Annotated in this window: 11 protein-coding genes and 3 pseudogenes; 6 read left to right on the forward strand and 8 right to left on the reverse strand. The window is 68.5% G+C overall.

What is annotated here, in order from left to right:
- The 5 genes and pseudogenes from ACFU8W_RS47245 to ACFU8W_RS47265 form a co-directional block, all read right to left on the reverse strand.
- Positions 1–223 (reverse strand): annotated as a pseudogene (locus tag ACFU8W_RS47245) (hypothetical protein); the annotation flags it as partial.
- A 92-nt stretch (positions 224–315) separates the two neighbouring features.
- On the reverse strand, positions 316–1434 hold the full coding sequence (locus ACFU8W_RS47250) for an NADAR family protein (RefSeq protein ID WP_384051955.1): 1119 nt from the start codon (positions 1432–1434) through the stop codon (positions 316–318).
- A 126-nt stretch (positions 1435–1560) separates the two neighbouring features.
- Positions 1561–1941: an FKBP-type peptidyl-prolyl cis-trans isomerase gene (locus tag ACFU8W_RS47255; RefSeq protein WP_030976601.1), complete on the reverse strand. Its 381-nt coding sequence runs from the start codon at positions 1939–1941 to the stop codon at positions 1561–1563.
- A gap of 153 nt (positions 1942–2094) precedes the next feature.
- Positions 2095–2730, reverse strand: coding sequence for an AAA family ATPase (locus ACFU8W_RS47260; protein WP_384051957.1), 636 nt, complete (start codon positions 2728–2730; stop codon positions 2095–2097).
- Between the two features lie 554 nt (positions 2731–3284).
- A complete protein-coding gene (locus ACFU8W_RS47265; RefSeq protein WP_384051995.1) occupies positions 3285–3743 on the reverse strand; it encodes a CorA family divalent cation transporter in 459 nt (152 codons plus the stop codon).
- On the opposite strand from ACFU8W_RS47265, the pseudogene ACFU8W_RS47270 reads away from it, so the two are divergent.
- Positions 3634–4722: pseudogene (locus tag ACFU8W_RS47270) on the forward strand (PP2C family protein-serine/threonine phosphatase); the annotation flags it as partial. The gene ACFU8W_RS47265 and the pseudogene ACFU8W_RS47270 sit on opposite strands and share 110 nt — an antisense overlap.
- 209 nt (positions 4723–4931) lie before the next feature.
- Here ACFU8W_RS47270 and ACFU8W_RS47275 read toward each other — a convergent pair.
- From ACFU8W_RS47275 to ACFU8W_RS47285, 3 genes are all read right to left on the reverse strand, one after another.
- A complete protein-coding gene (locus ACFU8W_RS47275; RefSeq protein ID WP_384051959.1) occupies positions 4932–5060 on the reverse strand; it encodes a hypothetical protein in 129 nt (42 codons plus the stop codon).
- Between the two features lie 464 nt (positions 5061–5524).
- Positions 5525–5902, reverse strand: coding sequence for a fic family toxin-antitoxin system, toxin component (locus tag ACFU8W_RS47280; protein WP_384051998.1), 378 nt, complete (start codon positions 5900–5902; stop codon positions 5525–5527).
- Complete coding sequence (locus ACFU8W_RS47285) at positions 5902–6141, reverse strand: hypothetical protein (protein ID WP_384051961.1); 240 nt, start codon at positions 6139–6141, stop codon at positions 5902–5904. The genes ACFU8W_RS47280 and ACFU8W_RS47285 overlap by 1 nt, the downstream gene beginning before the upstream one ends.
- A 277-nt stretch (positions 6142–6418) precedes the next feature.
- Here ACFU8W_RS47285 and tpg point away from each other — a divergent pair.
- From tpg to ACFU8W_RS47310, 5 genes and pseudogenes are all read left to right on the forward strand, one after another.
- Positions 6419–6972 (forward strand): annotated as a pseudogene (gene tpg / locus ACFU8W_RS47290) (telomere-protecting terminal protein Tpg).
- A 502-nt stretch (positions 6973–7474) separates the two neighbouring features.
- Positions 7475–8161 carry a response regulator transcription factor gene (locus ACFU8W_RS47295; RefSeq protein ID WP_384051963.1) on the forward strand — a complete coding sequence of 229 codons (687 nt, stop codon included), beginning with the start codon at positions 7475–7477 and terminating at the stop codon, positions 8159–8161.
- Between the two features lies 1 nt (position 8162).
- Positions 8163–9467: an ATP-binding protein gene (locus tag ACFU8W_RS47300; RefSeq protein WP_384051965.1), complete on the forward strand. Its 1305-nt coding sequence runs from the start codon at positions 8163–8165 to the stop codon at positions 9465–9467.
- A 248-nt stretch (positions 9468–9715) separates the two neighbouring features.
- Positions 9716–13864 carry a Pls/PosA family non-ribosomal peptide synthetase gene (locus ACFU8W_RS47305; RefSeq protein ID WP_384051967.1) on the forward strand — a complete coding sequence of 1383 codons (4149 nt, stop codon included), beginning with the start codon at positions 9716–9718 and terminating at the stop codon, positions 13862–13864.
- Positions 13861–15264, forward strand: a complete 1404-nt coding sequence (locus tag ACFU8W_RS47310; protein ID WP_384051969.1) for an aspartate aminotransferase family protein — start codon at positions 13861–13863, stop codon at positions 15262–15264. The genes ACFU8W_RS47305 and ACFU8W_RS47310 overlap by 4 nt, the downstream gene beginning before the upstream one ends.
- The last annotated feature ends 2 nt before the right edge of the window (positions 15265–15266 follow it).

Below are 15266 nucleotides of genomic sequence, written 5' to 3' on the forward strand. Positions count from 1 at the left end.
TGAACTGTCCGCGCATGCGCGCAGGATAGCTCACCCATGATCCGCGCGCGGAGAGTGAGACGGGCAGGGAGGCGTAGCCCCAGACACGGTGGGAGATGTTGCGGCGGGGCTCGCCGGCCAGTTCGATGTGCCGTGCGCGGTGGGCGAGTTCGTCGAGGAACACGGAGAGTGCAGTCGATATGAAGCGGGCGGTGAGATTGTGCAGCCGAACTTGAGATCCCACAGGACGGTTGTAGGGAGCGGATGTAGTCCGGCACGTCTACTCACGATGTGCGCGTAGTCGAGCACTCTCACCGCTCAGCAACTCTTCCTACTTCAGCCCGCTGGGGTTCTCGGGCCGGAGCAACTGCTGGGCAACAGCTCGGAGCGGGTCAGCTCGAGCAACCGCCCCATCCAGTTTCGTCCCCGACCGTCGGGGACATCTCGCCAGAAGGGTGAGTCCGAGAGGCCGGTGTAGCTGATCCTGGCGTCCCCCGTGGAAACGAGGACCTGGGCGAGTTCAGGGTGCTGAGTGAACTTCACGCGAAGGAGCTCTGCCATGACCGCGAGCCGAACGTTAGGCCAGTCACTCCGGTGCGTTGCCTGGCCACCCAGGTCATGCGCCTCTCTGCCGGAGGCCGCATCCCGGATTCTGCTTCTGTCAGAAGCGTCGGCCGCCGACAGCGCCCAGTACCCATGCAGTACGGATGCATAGGACTCGCCGGCGAACACGATCTGTGCAGGGAAGTCGTTGCGGAGCATGAACAGCCCCGGCTGCTCAGGCCACCCCTGTGGGTAGACGGTTTCGTGCGAGATGAGAGCCGGTCGGCCGGGTTCTGAAGGATCGTCGGCATGCTGGATGGCTCGCCGCTCCTGCTCTCTCTGGACTCCCTGATCTCCGCGGCTGAAGTAATCCAGGACGTCCTGATGCATCTCCGCTGTCACTACCGGGCCATCGCCGTCGACGACCTCACCAATGTTCGTGAGCAGGATCCGCAAGGGACGGTCCTGGCGGTCCATATCTCCGAGGACGTAGATCCGAAGATGCGGCGGAACCGCCAGATATGCCGCCCGGAGAAGTGCTCGGTTGGACTCGGCTGGCTCCTGCTGAAAGCGTCGGATCGCAACCCAGCAACGTTGCCCGGCAGTTGGTCGCTCATTGAGTGCTTCGATGCGATCAGCGACTTCCAGAAGGAATCCCTCTGGTGTCAGCGGTTCGCCGTGACGGGAGGCCCACTTCGATGGTTCGTCGGGAAGGGGTGGAGTCTCAGGGTTGGTCACCGCCAGTCGGCCCGTTGCCAGCATCTTCTCGAGGCCGGCCAGGTCCGTACGTTCTCCGCAGGTGATCGCTCCATCCGCGAAGACAATCAGGTCGTCGAGGTAGTACTCACTGTCTGGTCGATAACGCCGCCAGATGTGGCACCAGGCCCCATCGATTCTCTCCCCATCCACCATCCGATATGTCGGTCCCCGCCAAGTCATCGGCGCACGCTATCGCCTGCGAGACGATCATGGGAGTGGCACGGGAGTCCCCAGGTCGCTGCTTCCTGCCCGGGCGGAGAGGCCGGGTAGCAGAAGGCCTCAGACTGCGACGGAGAGCAGGTCCACCACGAAGACGAGTGTCGAGCCCGCCGGGATCAACGGCGAGGGTGACTGGTTGCCGTAGCCGAGGCGCGGGGGAACGATGATCTCGCGCCGGCCGCCGACCTTCATCCCTCTGACCCCGCGGTCCCAGCCCTTGATGACCTTGCCACCGCCCACGGCGAACTTGAACGTCTGGCCCCGGTCCCAGGAGGTGTCGAATTCCTTTCCGGACTCGAAGGTGACCCCGACGTAGTGAACCTGGACAACCCTGCCCGGCTTCGCCTCAAGCCCGTCCCCGACGACGAGGTCGCGGATTGTCAGCTCGGTGGGAGCGTCACCCTCCGGAAGGTCGATCTCGGGCTTCGTCAGTTCACTCATTGCAGCCTCATTCGCTCGCCGCCGGAAGCCCTCATACAGACCAGCCGGGCACATGGTCACTCTATGCAGTAGATCATCATGCTGCCGTGAACGCTGATCTCCTGGAGTGCATCAAGCCCAGCGGAGCACGATTGCTCAGCGTGACTGGGCGTGCTACGTCATCGGTTCGCAGCGCAGCACGGTGTGGCAGCCCTCGCCGCCGACGAAGATGATCGCGAGCTGGGTAGCGGGCTCGTCCCACAAGTAGCGGAAGTATTCGAATGCCTCCCCGTTGAGCCACTGGGCCTCGTCCACGAGGAAAGTGCGGGGGCGTTCGGCCAGGGCGGTCTTCAGCAGGCGGTCGAATTCGCTGGGATGGCACGGTGGTTCACCGGCCAGGTCGAGCGCGGTGAAGAGTTCGTAGCGCACCGCGCGGGCGGCGGGCCGGGCACGGAAGGTGACCCGGCGGACGTCCTCGGTGGGTTCGAGTTCGCGCAGGCAGGTGTTGACGGCGAGGGTCTTGCCGAAGCCAGCACCGCCGTGGATGCACATCATGGCGCGGACGGAGACCTTTCCAGGTGATAGGCGCTTCTCCCGCAGGTAGGCGCGAACTCGCTGGTAGCTGCCCTTGTAGCCGAACGGGGCAATCTCTTCCCACAATGCCCACGCATTGGTGCATCCCTGGTTCCAGCGGTCATCGAGGTACGGCTTGTACTCATCGAGGATGGTGGGGCGGTTTTGCCACTGCCCCTGGAAGAGATCTTCGGGGGCTGCGGCGTCGGCCAGGCGCTTGACGGTGCGGTGGGTCATGTGGAGCTGGCGGCCGATCGAGCGTCGGCTGTGTCCTGCCTTCAGCAGGGTGTGGACGGTGGCGTGCCGCGACGATCGTGAGCCGCTCCATCGTGGCGCTCTGCTGGAGGTTGATCTTGTTCTGCTCGACGGAGACCACCGCGATGTTCACCTCCAGGACGGTGGTCAGCAGATCGCGCTGGGCGGCGACCTCCTCGTTGACCAGCAGCAGATGGTCGTGAACGTTGTGGAAGTACGGCAGGAGCTCGAGGAACGGGCCATGCCCGGCAGCCTAGGGGGCGGCACCGACATTGCCGGCCGGACGCTGAGGTCTCACATCGGGCCCGAGCAGCCCGGACGGGCAGCTGCGCCGCCGCAAGCTCCCGCGGCGGGCAACTGCCTCAAACAGTGGCGCGGCCTGGCCACACAGACCGACAAACTCGCCATCGTCTACCAGGCCGCACTCCACCTCGCCGCCATCCTCGTCCGGGCACGGCGCTCACCAAAGAGACAGAGCCTAGGTCGGCCAGCTGACCTGCCCGTTCTCGACCTCAAGCACATGCGGCATCAGGGATTCATGAAATCTGAGGTGGCCGATCCAGACCGTGTCGGGCGGCTTCTTCGGGCAGAGCCGGGTACTTGCCGGGCTGCAGCTGCCGGGAGAGCACGGCGAGCAGTGGGTGCACGGCGCGGTAGAAGTCGGTGACCTCACGACGCAGGAAGTAGATCCGTTCGGTCGGTGCGACCACCCCGGAGAACACCGTGGCCTCGATCTGCTCGATGTCGCGGTCGAGTTCCGCGACGACCGGCGCGTAGCTGTCGACGACCTGGTCGAGGATGGCCCACAGGGTTGAGGCGGTACCGGCCCGCAGCAGCTCGGAGCGGCGCTCGAGCCGGGCACGGGCGCCGTGCAGCTCGCTGGACTTTTTCGATGCCCTACCGGTCAACCCCGCCGACCCGGACGTCGTAGCGGCCGTGAAGCTGACCGCGGCGTCGCTGCACCAAGTCCTCGCCTCTGGGCAACCGGACATCATCACGTTGCAGAAGTACGACATTCCCGTCGCCTCGGACAGGTTCGAAGAGCGGTGGTGGTCCGTATTCCACATTCCCGTTCCCGGGCCGGACGGCAAGGTGGCATTGATCATCCACCGGGTGGAGGACATGACAGAGTTCGTCCACCCCTACCACGCCGACCACCACCCCCTGGGCCGAAGCGGGCGGGCAGAGGATATGAAGGCCGAGCTGTATGCCAGGGCGCAGGAGTCGCGGCGGCTGACCGAGGAACTGCAGGAGGCCCATGCCCAGGAGCGGCGGGTCGCCGTCGCCTTGCAGGAGGCCATGCTGCAGTCGCCGGATCTCGCGCAACACCAGGACGTTGCTGTGCGGTATCTGCCGGCGGTGGCATCGCTGAATATCTGCGGGGACTGGTTCGACGTGGTCGACCTGCCCGGGAACCGCTTCACTCTCGCGGTGGGCGATGTGGTCGGGCACGATCTTGCGGCCGCGGCCGTCATGGGCATGCCGCGCAGCGCGTTGAGCGCCGCGAGCCGGTCGAACCCCGGGCCCGCGGGGGCGCTGGAGGTGCTGGGGATGTATGCCTGCTCGGTCGAGGGAGCGCTGGCCGCCACGGCCGTCCAGGTGCTGATCAACATCGGCATGCGTCTGCTGGTCTACAGCACTGCGGGGCATCCGCCGCCCGTCCTGTTGCACGCCGACGGCAGCTGCGAGCTGCTGGATCAGGCCGCCGACCCGCCATTGGGCATTTGGGACGAGAACGTCCCTCGCTCGCAGGTCGCTCTCACGTACAACCATGGCGACGCCCTCGTTCTGTATACCGACGGCTTGATCGAGCGCCGCGGCGAAGACATCGATGTCGGTCTGGCCCGCTTGACGGCCGCCCTCGCCGCCTGCGCCGGGCTGAATGCAGAGCACCTCGCCGACGCTGCTCTGGGCCGACTCGGCGTCAGCGGAGGTTCACGTGACGACATCACCTTGGTCGTCGCCACCTTGTGACCGGCACGCGATCCTCGACGTCGGGACGTGGCGACCTTCTGGCCCGTATGTGGACCGGTCATCAAACGTCGTAACCATCGACGGCAAGGATCTCGCAGCGACACGACATCGCGCCCATGCCGGGTCGGCGTTTCGCTGCGGTCGCCGGCCGACCCGTGGGCTTACGGCTGGCCGACGACGGCAAACGTGCGGAACGCATTGGTGACGGGTCAGGCGGGGGCGTCGGCGTTCTGCATGGGGGCCGCGAACTCCTCGGGGCCCTGCTGCGCCGCCGCCGGATCCATCCACATGACTTGCCAGGGGTGGCCGTCGAGGTCGAAGAAGCTGCGTGAGTACATGAAGCCGTGGTCCTCGGCGCCATCCGCCTCAGAGCCGCCTGCGGCGAGCGCAGCGGCAGCGACCGTGTCAACCTCGTCGCGAAGCACCCGGTGTTGTCAGCGCCTGCGGGTACCGTCGGTGAGTCAGGTGGCTGGCAGCGTGGCCAGTTGCCGGCATGGGGGCGGAGTACCTGCCGCTTCTGGGTGCGGCTAGGGCTGTACCGCCCTTTCCTTGGTCCGCTTCCGGGGAGGCGTCGATGCGCCCGCTGTACGCGGCTCGCCGCCGCGGTTGCCGTCGATCTCGCAGCGCTGCTGCGCACGGGGTGGATCAGTTGCGCAGGGGGTGGATCAGTCTGTGGCCGAAACACTGCACCGACGGCCAGCGGGCCACTGAACGCCCGGCCGGCCACCGGCCACGAGCCGTACAACTTCCCCCTCGGCCGAGTGACCAACAACTGCCTGCGGCTCAGCCGCGCCTTCGAGCGTCAGGTGGTGGTGGGCCAGGTCCGCAGCAGCGTGGCGATCCTCGCGGCGGTGCAGGCGGAATCGAGGAGAAGGTCTTTGAGAGCGATGGCGTCGTCGCGAGTGGGCTTCACGGAGATACCGGCGGCTTCGAGATACATGACGCCGGTGGCGGCGGCAACGGCCATGTTGGAGCGCTCGAGCCAGCGGCACCGGCCGAGGTTGTGCACGAGTGCTGCGGCTTTGGCGTAGGGGCCGTCGTAGACGGGCTGCTCGAAGAGTTCGGCCCGGTGGCGGGCGACAGCCGCGACGGGGACACCGTAGTCGTCGGGGGCGGGATCGTCCGCACCGGCCACCTCGGCGACCTGCAGGATCCAGGGAACGTCGATGTGCAGTTCCATCACGCGGCGCGCACTCCCGGAGGCGTCTGCTGGGCATCCTCGGCCTCGTCGAAGACCGCCTGGTGCTCGGACAGGAAGCGGGCGGCAGCGTCCACCGCGCGGGCGCGCAGGCCGCTGGCGTCGTCCTGCACGAGGCGGGCGAGGTAGTCCCCGATGCTCAGTCCGAGGTCGGCGGCGCGCTTCCTCGCGAGTTCCGCGACGTCCTCATTCACGCGTGCGCCCAGCTGTGTCTTGGCCATACCCCACATGGTAACAGCTGTTACCAGTCTGTCCAGGCAACTGCGGAAGCGGTGGTTTCGTCCGCCCAATCCCCCGTCACAGAGGACCGCGACCAGCCGCTCTTGCTCGGAGGGCAGCCGATGGGACCACAGGTGAGCTCGATGCACTGTGGGGCCGCGCGCAGAGTCGCAGGTTCACGTGCCCTCGGGCATCAAGGCACGCGGCAGGCATGCGCAGGGGCAGGCAACGGGTGCGGCCGACAGCAGCACCGAGGACTGTGGGGCGCGGGAACATCTGATGGGCGTCGTGGGCGAAAATCTCGGTCATGCAGTGGCCGCCGCGGCCACCCGGCCGATCCCCAGAACGGCGGGCGCGCAGGTGCGGTTCCTGGTGAAACGACTGAAGGGCACCAGGCCGGTGACCGACTTGCTGGGGGTGTCCCAGCGCACCATCGAGCGGTACGTCAGGGACCAGATCAAGACGCCGCGGGCACAGCTCGCGGCCCGGCTCGCCGATGAGGTCCGCACACGGTGGCAACCGCGGGTGAAGGAGAACGCGAAGAAGAACGCGGCCGCCTCCACCGGCATCATCGTGGAAACGAGAGCGCGGTTCGGGTTCACCGCCGCGCCCGGCAGCACGGACGACGGACGCATCCGGCGCATCACCCAGCACCTTCCCGCCACCTACGCAGCCCGCCTCTTCGACGCACAGGCTGCCGGTGCCCCGGAGCAGCAGCTCCAGGCCGTCCTCGCCGAAGGACTCCAACAGGAGTACTTCAAGGACCACGCGCCGACGCCGACGGGCTCCTGGTCGAATTCACCGACATCGACTACGTAGAACTCAGCTTCTGACAAAGCAACGAAGCCCCCGATTGAGCACTTCAGTGAGCCGAAGCGCAATAGGTGTCACAAAGGCAGGCTTGTTGTCACCAGGTCCTCGGCGTCCGGTGTTTGTGCCCGTTGTTTCACCCGTGAGGGCGGCGTTCTGTGAGTGCCTTGCGGGCCGTCTTCGTACGGATTGCTCGGTAGTAGAGCGATTTGGTGGATGAATACCGCCACGGGAGTGCCTCCCAGCCCCGGCGATTGCTGTGGGACGTCTTGTCGGACAGTGAACGACAGCAGTGGACCTGACCGTTTCTGGCAGCCCCGCGGCTTCTTCAGCTCGAGCAGCCAGCGGTGCGAGCGCCGTCGTCCTCACGCAGCGCAGCGTTGAGGGAATGTCAGGAATGGCGGCCGCACTGCACAAGCAGAAGAAATACCGGGAACTCGGACACCCGTATGGCGCTGGAGTTCGCGACGTGAGCGCGGGCGGGGCGAGTGGTCAGTGAGTGATTGTGTGGTTAGCGTTCGTGGTGTGGCGCACATCGTGATCGTGGAGGACGACACCTCTATCGGAGCCAAACTTGCGGCCTCGATGCGCAATGTCGGACATGACAGCGACTGGTGCCAGAACGGCGCGGCAGCTCTGGCCAGGGCCGCCGATGGCGGCGTCGACCTGCTGCTGCTGGACCTGGGGCTGCCGGACGTAGACGGCTTCGAGCTGTGCCAGCGGCTGCGGGATCGGCTGCCGGGCGCGGTGCTGGTGGTGCTGACGGCCCGCACCGGGGAATTGGACGTCATCCAGGCGCTGGAGTCGGGCGCCGACGACTACCTCACCAAGCCGTTCCGACTCGCCGAGCTCGTGGCGCGGGTGACGGCGCACCTGCGACGGGCGGCGGACAGCGGCGGCACGGCGGAAGCGGCGAGCCTCCGGCATGGGCGGCTGGTGATCGACCGCGCGGCGCGACGGTGCCTGGCGCCCGAGGGTGAGGTGGAGCTGCGGCCGAAGGAGTTCGACCTGCTGGCCGTGCTGGCGGCGGCATCGGGACAGGCGGTGAGCAGAGAGGAACTGATGAGCCAGGTCTGGGACGAGAACTGGTTCGGCTCGACCAAGACCCTGGACGTGCACGTCGCGGCGCTGCGCCGCAAGCTGGGGGACCTGGTGCACATCACCACGCTGCGGCACTTCGGGTACCGTCTCGAGCCCCCGTCGGACGCCTGAGGTGCGCCACCGCATCCTGCGGGCCACGGTCGTCGCGGTGCTGTGCGCGCTGTTGCTGTTCGCCGTGCCTCTGGCCGTGGCGGTACTGCGCCTGTACCGGCAGGACGAGATCCGTGAGCTGGAACGGGCTGCCGACCGTGCCGCGCTGACCCTACCCACGCAGGTTCGGGAGCTCGACCCGCGTGAGCTGCCGCGTCTGCGGTCCGGCACACGGCTGGCGGTGTACGACACCAGAGCGCGCCTGGTGACCGGTTCGGGGCCCGCAAGTGGTGATGCCGCTGTACGGGCTGCCCTGGCGGGCTCCGTGCAATCGCGCCAGGTCGGCGGGAACCTGGTCGTGGCAGTTCCGGTGGGGTCCGCCGAGCGTGTGCGCGGTGCGGTTCAGGTCAGCCGTAGCGCCGCGTGGGCGTGGCGCCGTTCGGCCCTTACCTGGCTTGCCATGGGAGGGCTCGGAGCCTTGGCCGTCGGCGCCGCGGCCCTGGTGTCCGTGTGGTCCAGCAGGAGACTGGCGCAGCCGTTCGAGGCGCTGGCGGCGACCGCGCGGCAACTGGAGAACGGCGAGCTGACCGCGCGGGCCGCCATCTGCGGGCTGCCGGAGGCCGACGCGGTAGCCATCGCCTTGAACCGTGCCGCCGACCGGCTCGACCGGCGGCTGCAGCGGGAGCGGTCCTTCAGCGCCGATGCATCCCACCAATTGCGCACTGCGCTGGCCCGTACGCGCCTGGAGCTGGAGAGCGAACTCGCCGTCAGTCCGCCCTCCGACCCGCACGCAGCGATGCGCGCAGCGTTGGAGTCGCTGGACCATATGACGACGATCGTGGACGACCTGCTGGCCCTGGCGCGCGACGTACCGGAGCGAACCTTGCTGGATGTAGCGGCTCTGCTCTCGGAAGCCCGAAGGCGATGGTGGGACGATCTCGCGGCGGCGGGCCGTCGCCTGAGGGTGGTGGTCGAGGACGACCTGCCGCCGGCCGTCGGTTCCCGGCAAGCCGCTTGCCAGGTGCTCGATGTGCTGATCGCCAACGCCGCGACCCACGGCCGGGGAGAGGTGACCGTGCGGGCCAGGGACGCCGGCGAGGTCCTGGCCGTCGATGTCGAAGACGAGGGGCCGGGGCTGCCCGAAGGCCAGGACCTCTTCGCCCGCCGCCCGGCGGGCGAAGAGCACGGCATCGGGCTGACGCTCGCACGATCCCTGGTGGAGGCCGAAGGGGGGCGGCTGTTCGTCTCCCGCCGGGCCCCGCGTCCCTGCTTCACCTGGCTCATCCCCCGGCCGAACCCGCAGAACTCAGGCCCTGACCTGGACTGACCGCAGGCATCCACGCTTGGCAGACGGCGCTTGTCGATGATTGCGACCTCGCCGCCGTTGAAGTGCGGACGCTCGCACACCCACGCATTAACCGTGGCCTAACCCTCCCCGCAGCGGACGCTAACCAGGTGCTCGATAGCGTGATGGATGTCGGCGGAGTCCCGCGATCGCGGATCGGGGATCGCCAGATCGCGGTCTTGCCGGACAGCAGCCCCGGGAGCGGTTCGCTGCAGAGGGAGACGGTAGCGATGACAGGACAGATGGAGCTGCCGCCGCCCGACGAGGCCTGTGCCGCCGTACAGGAAGGGCCCCCAGAGGCAAGTAATCAGTTCTGGTCCGATGTGCGACTCCTGAACGAGTGCTTCGAGCGCGCATGCGACAGGGGCCCGGAGTGCACTGCCGTGGAGTGTGGTGCGCAACGGCTCTCCTACGCCGAGCTCGACCGGCAGGCGAATCGGCTGGCCCGGTTGCTCCTGACGCGAGGGGTGGGGCCGGGTGACGGCGTGGGCATTCTGCTCGACCGGTCCCTGGACTCCTATGTGGCGCTGCTCGGCGTGATCAAGTCGGGGGCGAGCTATGTACCACTGGATCCGGCGTTCCCGGCCGACCGGCTGGAGTTCATCGTTCGGGACGCGGGGCTGCGCGACTTCGTGACGTCGTCATCCTTGTCCGACCGCACCCTGCACCTGCCGTGCGCGGTGCTGGAGGTGGACCGCGTGGTCGATCGGCTGGCCGCGCTGCCGGCCGGGCGGCCCGGTGTCGAGATCGCTCCCTCCTCTCCTTGCTACGTCATCTACACATCGGGCACCACCGGACGGCCCAAGGGCGTGGCGGTCTCGCACGCGAGCATCGTGAACTTCCTGCGGGTGGTCACGCCGTTCTACCGCGTGACCGGTCAGGACCGGGTCTATCAGGGCCTGTCGATCGCCTTCGACTTCGCGTTGGAGGAGATCTGGCCGACTTGGATCGCGGGGGCGACGCTGGTCGCGGGGCCGACTGGAGGCCGGATCGCGGGCCCGGACCTCACCGCGTTTCTGGCCGAGCGCGGCATCACCGTCCTGTGCTGCGTGCCCACGCTGCTGGCCACCCTCGAACCGGAGCTGCCGCGGCTGCGTACCTTGCTCCTGAGCGGCGAGGCGTGCCCTGCCGACCTGGTGCGCCGCTGGTGGCGCCCCGACGTACGCATTCTCAACGCGTACGGTCCGACCGAGACGACGGTGACTGCTACCTGCAGCGAACCCGTGCCGCACCGGCCGGTCACCATCGGCACCCCGCTGCCCACGTACCGGCTCTATATCCTGGACGAATCGCTTCGCGCCGTTCCGGCAGGGGAGCCCGGGGAAATCTGCATCGGGGGCCCGGGCGTGGCGATCGGCTACGTCAACCGGCCCGCCCTCACCGCGGAGCGGTTCGTCCCCAACCCGATGGCCCGGGACCGCGCGGTCGCCCCGCGGGTCTACCGCACCGGGGACCGCGGACGGCGCACCACGACCGGCGAGATCGAATACTTGGGCCGGGTCGACACGCAGGTGAAGATCCGCGGCTACCGCATCGAACTGGCGGAGATCGAGGAAGTGCTGCGCGAGGACGATGCGGTGGAGAACGCGGTCGTCACTCCGCTGGAGCGTGACGGCTCCGCTCAGGACCTCGTCGGCTACGTCGCCCTCGCCGCCGCGCCGGACACTGTCTCGGAGGCAGACCTGCGGGAGCGTCTGCGGATCCGGCTGCAGGGCAGGCTGCCGGGGTACATGGTGCCTGCACACTTGGAGGTGCTTTCCGGGTTCCCTCTGCTGGCCGCGGACAAGGTCGACCGCGCCGCGCTTCCCGCCCCGGTCTCGCCCCCGCTGGGCCGGCGTTCGCGACCGCGCGTCGACCCCACGACACCGCTGGAACAGCGGCTGGCCGGATTGTGGGCCGACGTGCTCGGGTGCGGCGCGATCTCGGTGGAGGAGGACTTCTTCTGCGACCTGGGCGGGCACTCCATGACCGCTGCCCGCCTGGTCTCGCGGATGCGGCAGGATCCCCAACTGCGGGACGTGGCCATGGGGGACCTGTACGCCCACCCCACACTCAGGGGCCTGGCATCCTTCATCGAAGTCCTCGACGCAGAGTCGCAGGCCGGGCCGCCGGCCCCTACCGAGGTGGCCCCGGCTCCCCCGGACCACTCCACGACGCGGGTGATGGTCTGCGGCGTGGCCCAGCTCGCCGGACTGTACGCGTGGTTGTTCCTGCCCGCATTCGCGATGACCGTCTTGTTCTACCGGCTGTTCCGGTCCGGGCACGTCCGGGTGCCGGTGCCCACCGCCGGAGTCCTGGACCACCTCGTCCGGTTGCCGGTCCCGGCGATCACGCTCCTGGAGATCGGATGGCTCGCGATCACCTTGCTGGTGCTGCCGCTGCCAGTGAGCCGACTGCTGATGGCGGGGGTCGGCCCGGGGCGTTATTCGCTGTGGGGTGTGACGTACTGGCGGTTCTGGATGCAGAGCAAGGTCCTCGCGCTGACGCCGCTGCGGCTGCTGGCCGGCTCTCCGCTGCTCGCCGCGTGCCTGCGCCTGCTCGGCGCGCGGATCGGCAGCCACTGCCATGTGCAGGCGATGCTGGCTCCACCGTCGCTGCTGTGGATCGGCGCGGGGACGAGCATCGGCTACGGGGCCCGACTGCAGACCTATACCGTCGAGTCCGGGCGCCTGCGCCTGGGGGCGATCCGGATCGGGTCGGGGTGCTTCGTGGGGGCCAACAGCGTGGTTCTGCCGGGGGCGGTGATCGGCGATGGCGCCAGCGTGGGCGAGCAGTCGCTCGTGCCGGAGGACTGCGTCGTGCCGCGCGGTGAGCACTGGGCCGGCTCCCCGGCCACACGGCAGGACACCGCGCCGGCACTGCTGCGGGACCTGGAAGCCCGAGCCGACGACGAACCCTGGCCCGCGCGGGTGCTCGCCGGGTACGGCGCGGGGGCGCTACTGCTCGTGCTGGGCCCGATGGTGATCTTCGGTTCCGCCTCGGCGCTGGTGGAATTCACCGCTTGGCGGTACGGCTTGGTGTGGGCCCTGGCGGCAGTGGCAGCGGCCGGTCCGCTGGTTCCCCTGGCCACCTGCCTCTTCGCCCTCGTGACCAAACGCGTCGTGATGCCCTCCGCACATGCCGGGATCCACCCCGAACGCAGCACTTTCGGGGTGCGCAAGTGGATCAGCGACGGCCTGATGCTGGTCAGCCTGACCATGACTCAGGCCCTGTACTCAACCCTCTATCTCGTGCCGTTCCTGCGGGCGATGGGCGCACGGACGGGGCGCTGGGCCGAGGTCGCCACCGTGAACTTCGTCGATCCCGACATGCTCGTTGTCGGCGAAGGCAGTTTCCTGGCCGACGTCAGCGTCGTGGGCCCGGCGATCTTCCACCGGGGCCGTATTGCCCTGGCCCCGGCGCAGATCGGACGGCGAAGTTTCGTCGGTAACGGCGCGCTGGTGCCCGGCTCCTGCCGGCTCGGCGACAACAGCCTCCTCGGGGTTCACTCGCTCGCGCCGACCAGGCCCATGGACCCGGAGACGACCTGGCTGGGTTCACCGGCGATCTTCCTGCCCCGCCGCGAGGCGAGCCAGGCTTTCCCCGCGAAACTGACCTACACACCGAGCCGCGGCCTTGTAGCGGCGCGCCTGGCCATCGAGTACTTCCGGGTCACCCTGCCGGCGACCGTCAGCGCCCTGAGCGTCCTCGGCGTCCTGTTCGCCGCACTGCACATGGTGGGTTCCCTCTCGCCCGCGGTGGTGGTGCTGCTCGGACCCGCCCTGCTCCTGGGCGCCGGTCTCGGCTGCACGGTGGTCGCCGTGGCAGTCAAGTGGGCGGTCGTGGGAAGGTACCGGCCACGCGTGGAGCCCCTGTGGAGCGTCTGGGTGCGGCGCACGGAACTGGTCACCGGCCTGTACGAGAACCTTGTGGTGCCGGTCCTGGTGAGCCTGCTCACCGGCACGCCGTGGATGGGCACGGTGATGCGCATGTTCGGCGCTCGCATCGGACGCCGGGTCTGGATGGCCACGACCTTCATGACCGAGTTCGACCTGGTCCACGTCGGTGACGACGCCGCCGTCGGCGAATTCACCTCGCTGCAGACCCACCTGTTCGAGGACCGTGTCATGAAGATGGACCGGGTCACCGTCGACGACGGCGCCTCGATCGGACTCCGTTCCGTCGTCCTGTACGACGCACGCGTCGGTGCCGGTGCCCGTCTGGACGCGCTGTCCCTGGTGATGAAGGGCGAATGCCTGCCGGACGGCACCCGCTGGCGGGGCATCCCCGCCGCGCCCCGCCACGACCGCGCGTCCACAACCAGTACGGTGCAGGATCGCGATCCCGGTCCCGGTCTTCCTTCTCAGCCATCCGCCTTCTCCAAGGGAGGCCCGTCATGATCACGCCCCTGCACGCGGGAACCCGCGAACCGGTATGGCCACACGTGGCCGGCGAGCTGCCCGGCCCACGTTCGGCAGCACTGCTGGCTCGTCAGGAACGGTGGGAGTCACGGGCCCGTACCTACCCCCGTCACCTGCCGATCGCGCTGGCCGAAGGGGCAGGGAGCTTCGTCCGCGATGTCGACGGGAACCTCTTCATCGACTTCCTCGCCGGCGCGGGCGTCCTCTCTCTGGGCCACAACCACCCAGAGATCGTCCGCAGCGTGGCCCGGCAACTCAGCGCCCTCACCCACGGCCTGGACTTCCCCACCCCCATCAAGGACGCCTTCACCCAGGCCCAGCTCTCCATGTTGCCGCCGCGCCTGCGCGCCCGGATGAAAGTACACTTCTGCGGACCCACCGGAGCCAACGCCGTCGAGGCAGCCCTCAAGCTCTGCAAGACCGCCACCGGTCGCGGGGGCGTCATCGCCTTCCGCGGCGGCTTCCACGGCAGCACGCACGGCGCCATGGCCGTCAGCGGCCTGGTCGCACAGAAGACGCCTGTCCACGACGGGATGCCCGGTGTCCACTTCCTCCCCTACGGCTCCCTCGGCCCGTACCCAGCGGGACCAGCAAGCCGCCTCGGCCCCCAGGAGTGCGCAGACCAACTGGAGCAGACACTCACCGACAGCCTCGGCGGCGTCCCGCTGCCCGCTGCCGTCATCCTGGAAGTGGTGCAAGGCGAGGGCGGCGTGGTCATCGCGCACCCTGACTTCCTGCGACGCGTGCGGGTGATCACCCGCGCCCTGCACATCCCTTTGATCGTCGACGAGGTGCAGACCGGCTGCGGGCGCACCGGCACCTGGTTCGCGTTCGAGCAGTACGGCATCGAACCCGACGTGATCGTGTTGTCCAAGGCCCTCACCGGCATCGGCATCCCTGTCTCGCTCATCCTCTACGACGCCGCCCTCGACACCTGGGCGCCCGGCGCCCACATCGGCACCTTCCGCGGCAACCAACTCGCCTTCGCCGCAGGCGTGGAGACCATTCGCATCATCCGCCGGGACGACGTCCTGGGGAACGTACAGCGCAGGAGCGAGCAGATCGCGAACACGCTCAGCGAACTCGTCGCCGCCCCCTGGGTCCGCGACGTACGCGGCCGCGGCCTGATGTGGGGCATCGAACTGGCCTGCCCCGACGACGGACGGCCCGCCCCGCGGCTCGCGGCAGCCGTGCAGACGCACGCGCTGCGGCGCGGCCTCATCGTCGAACGCGGCGGGCGCGAGGACGCCGTCATCCGTATCCTGCCCCCGCTCAACGTCACCGACGACGTGATCGATACCGCCACCACGATCCTCGTCGACGTCGTCCAAGCCTGCACATCGAAAGCGTCCGCCGGCTCCACCAAAGGAGGAGTCTGACG

Origin of the sequence: Streptomyces sp. NPDC057565, from assembly GCF_042801455.1 — a bacterium.
GTDB classification, from domain to species: Bacteria; Actinomycetota; Actinomycetes; order Streptomycetales; family Streptomycetaceae; genus Streptomyces; species Streptomyces yanii.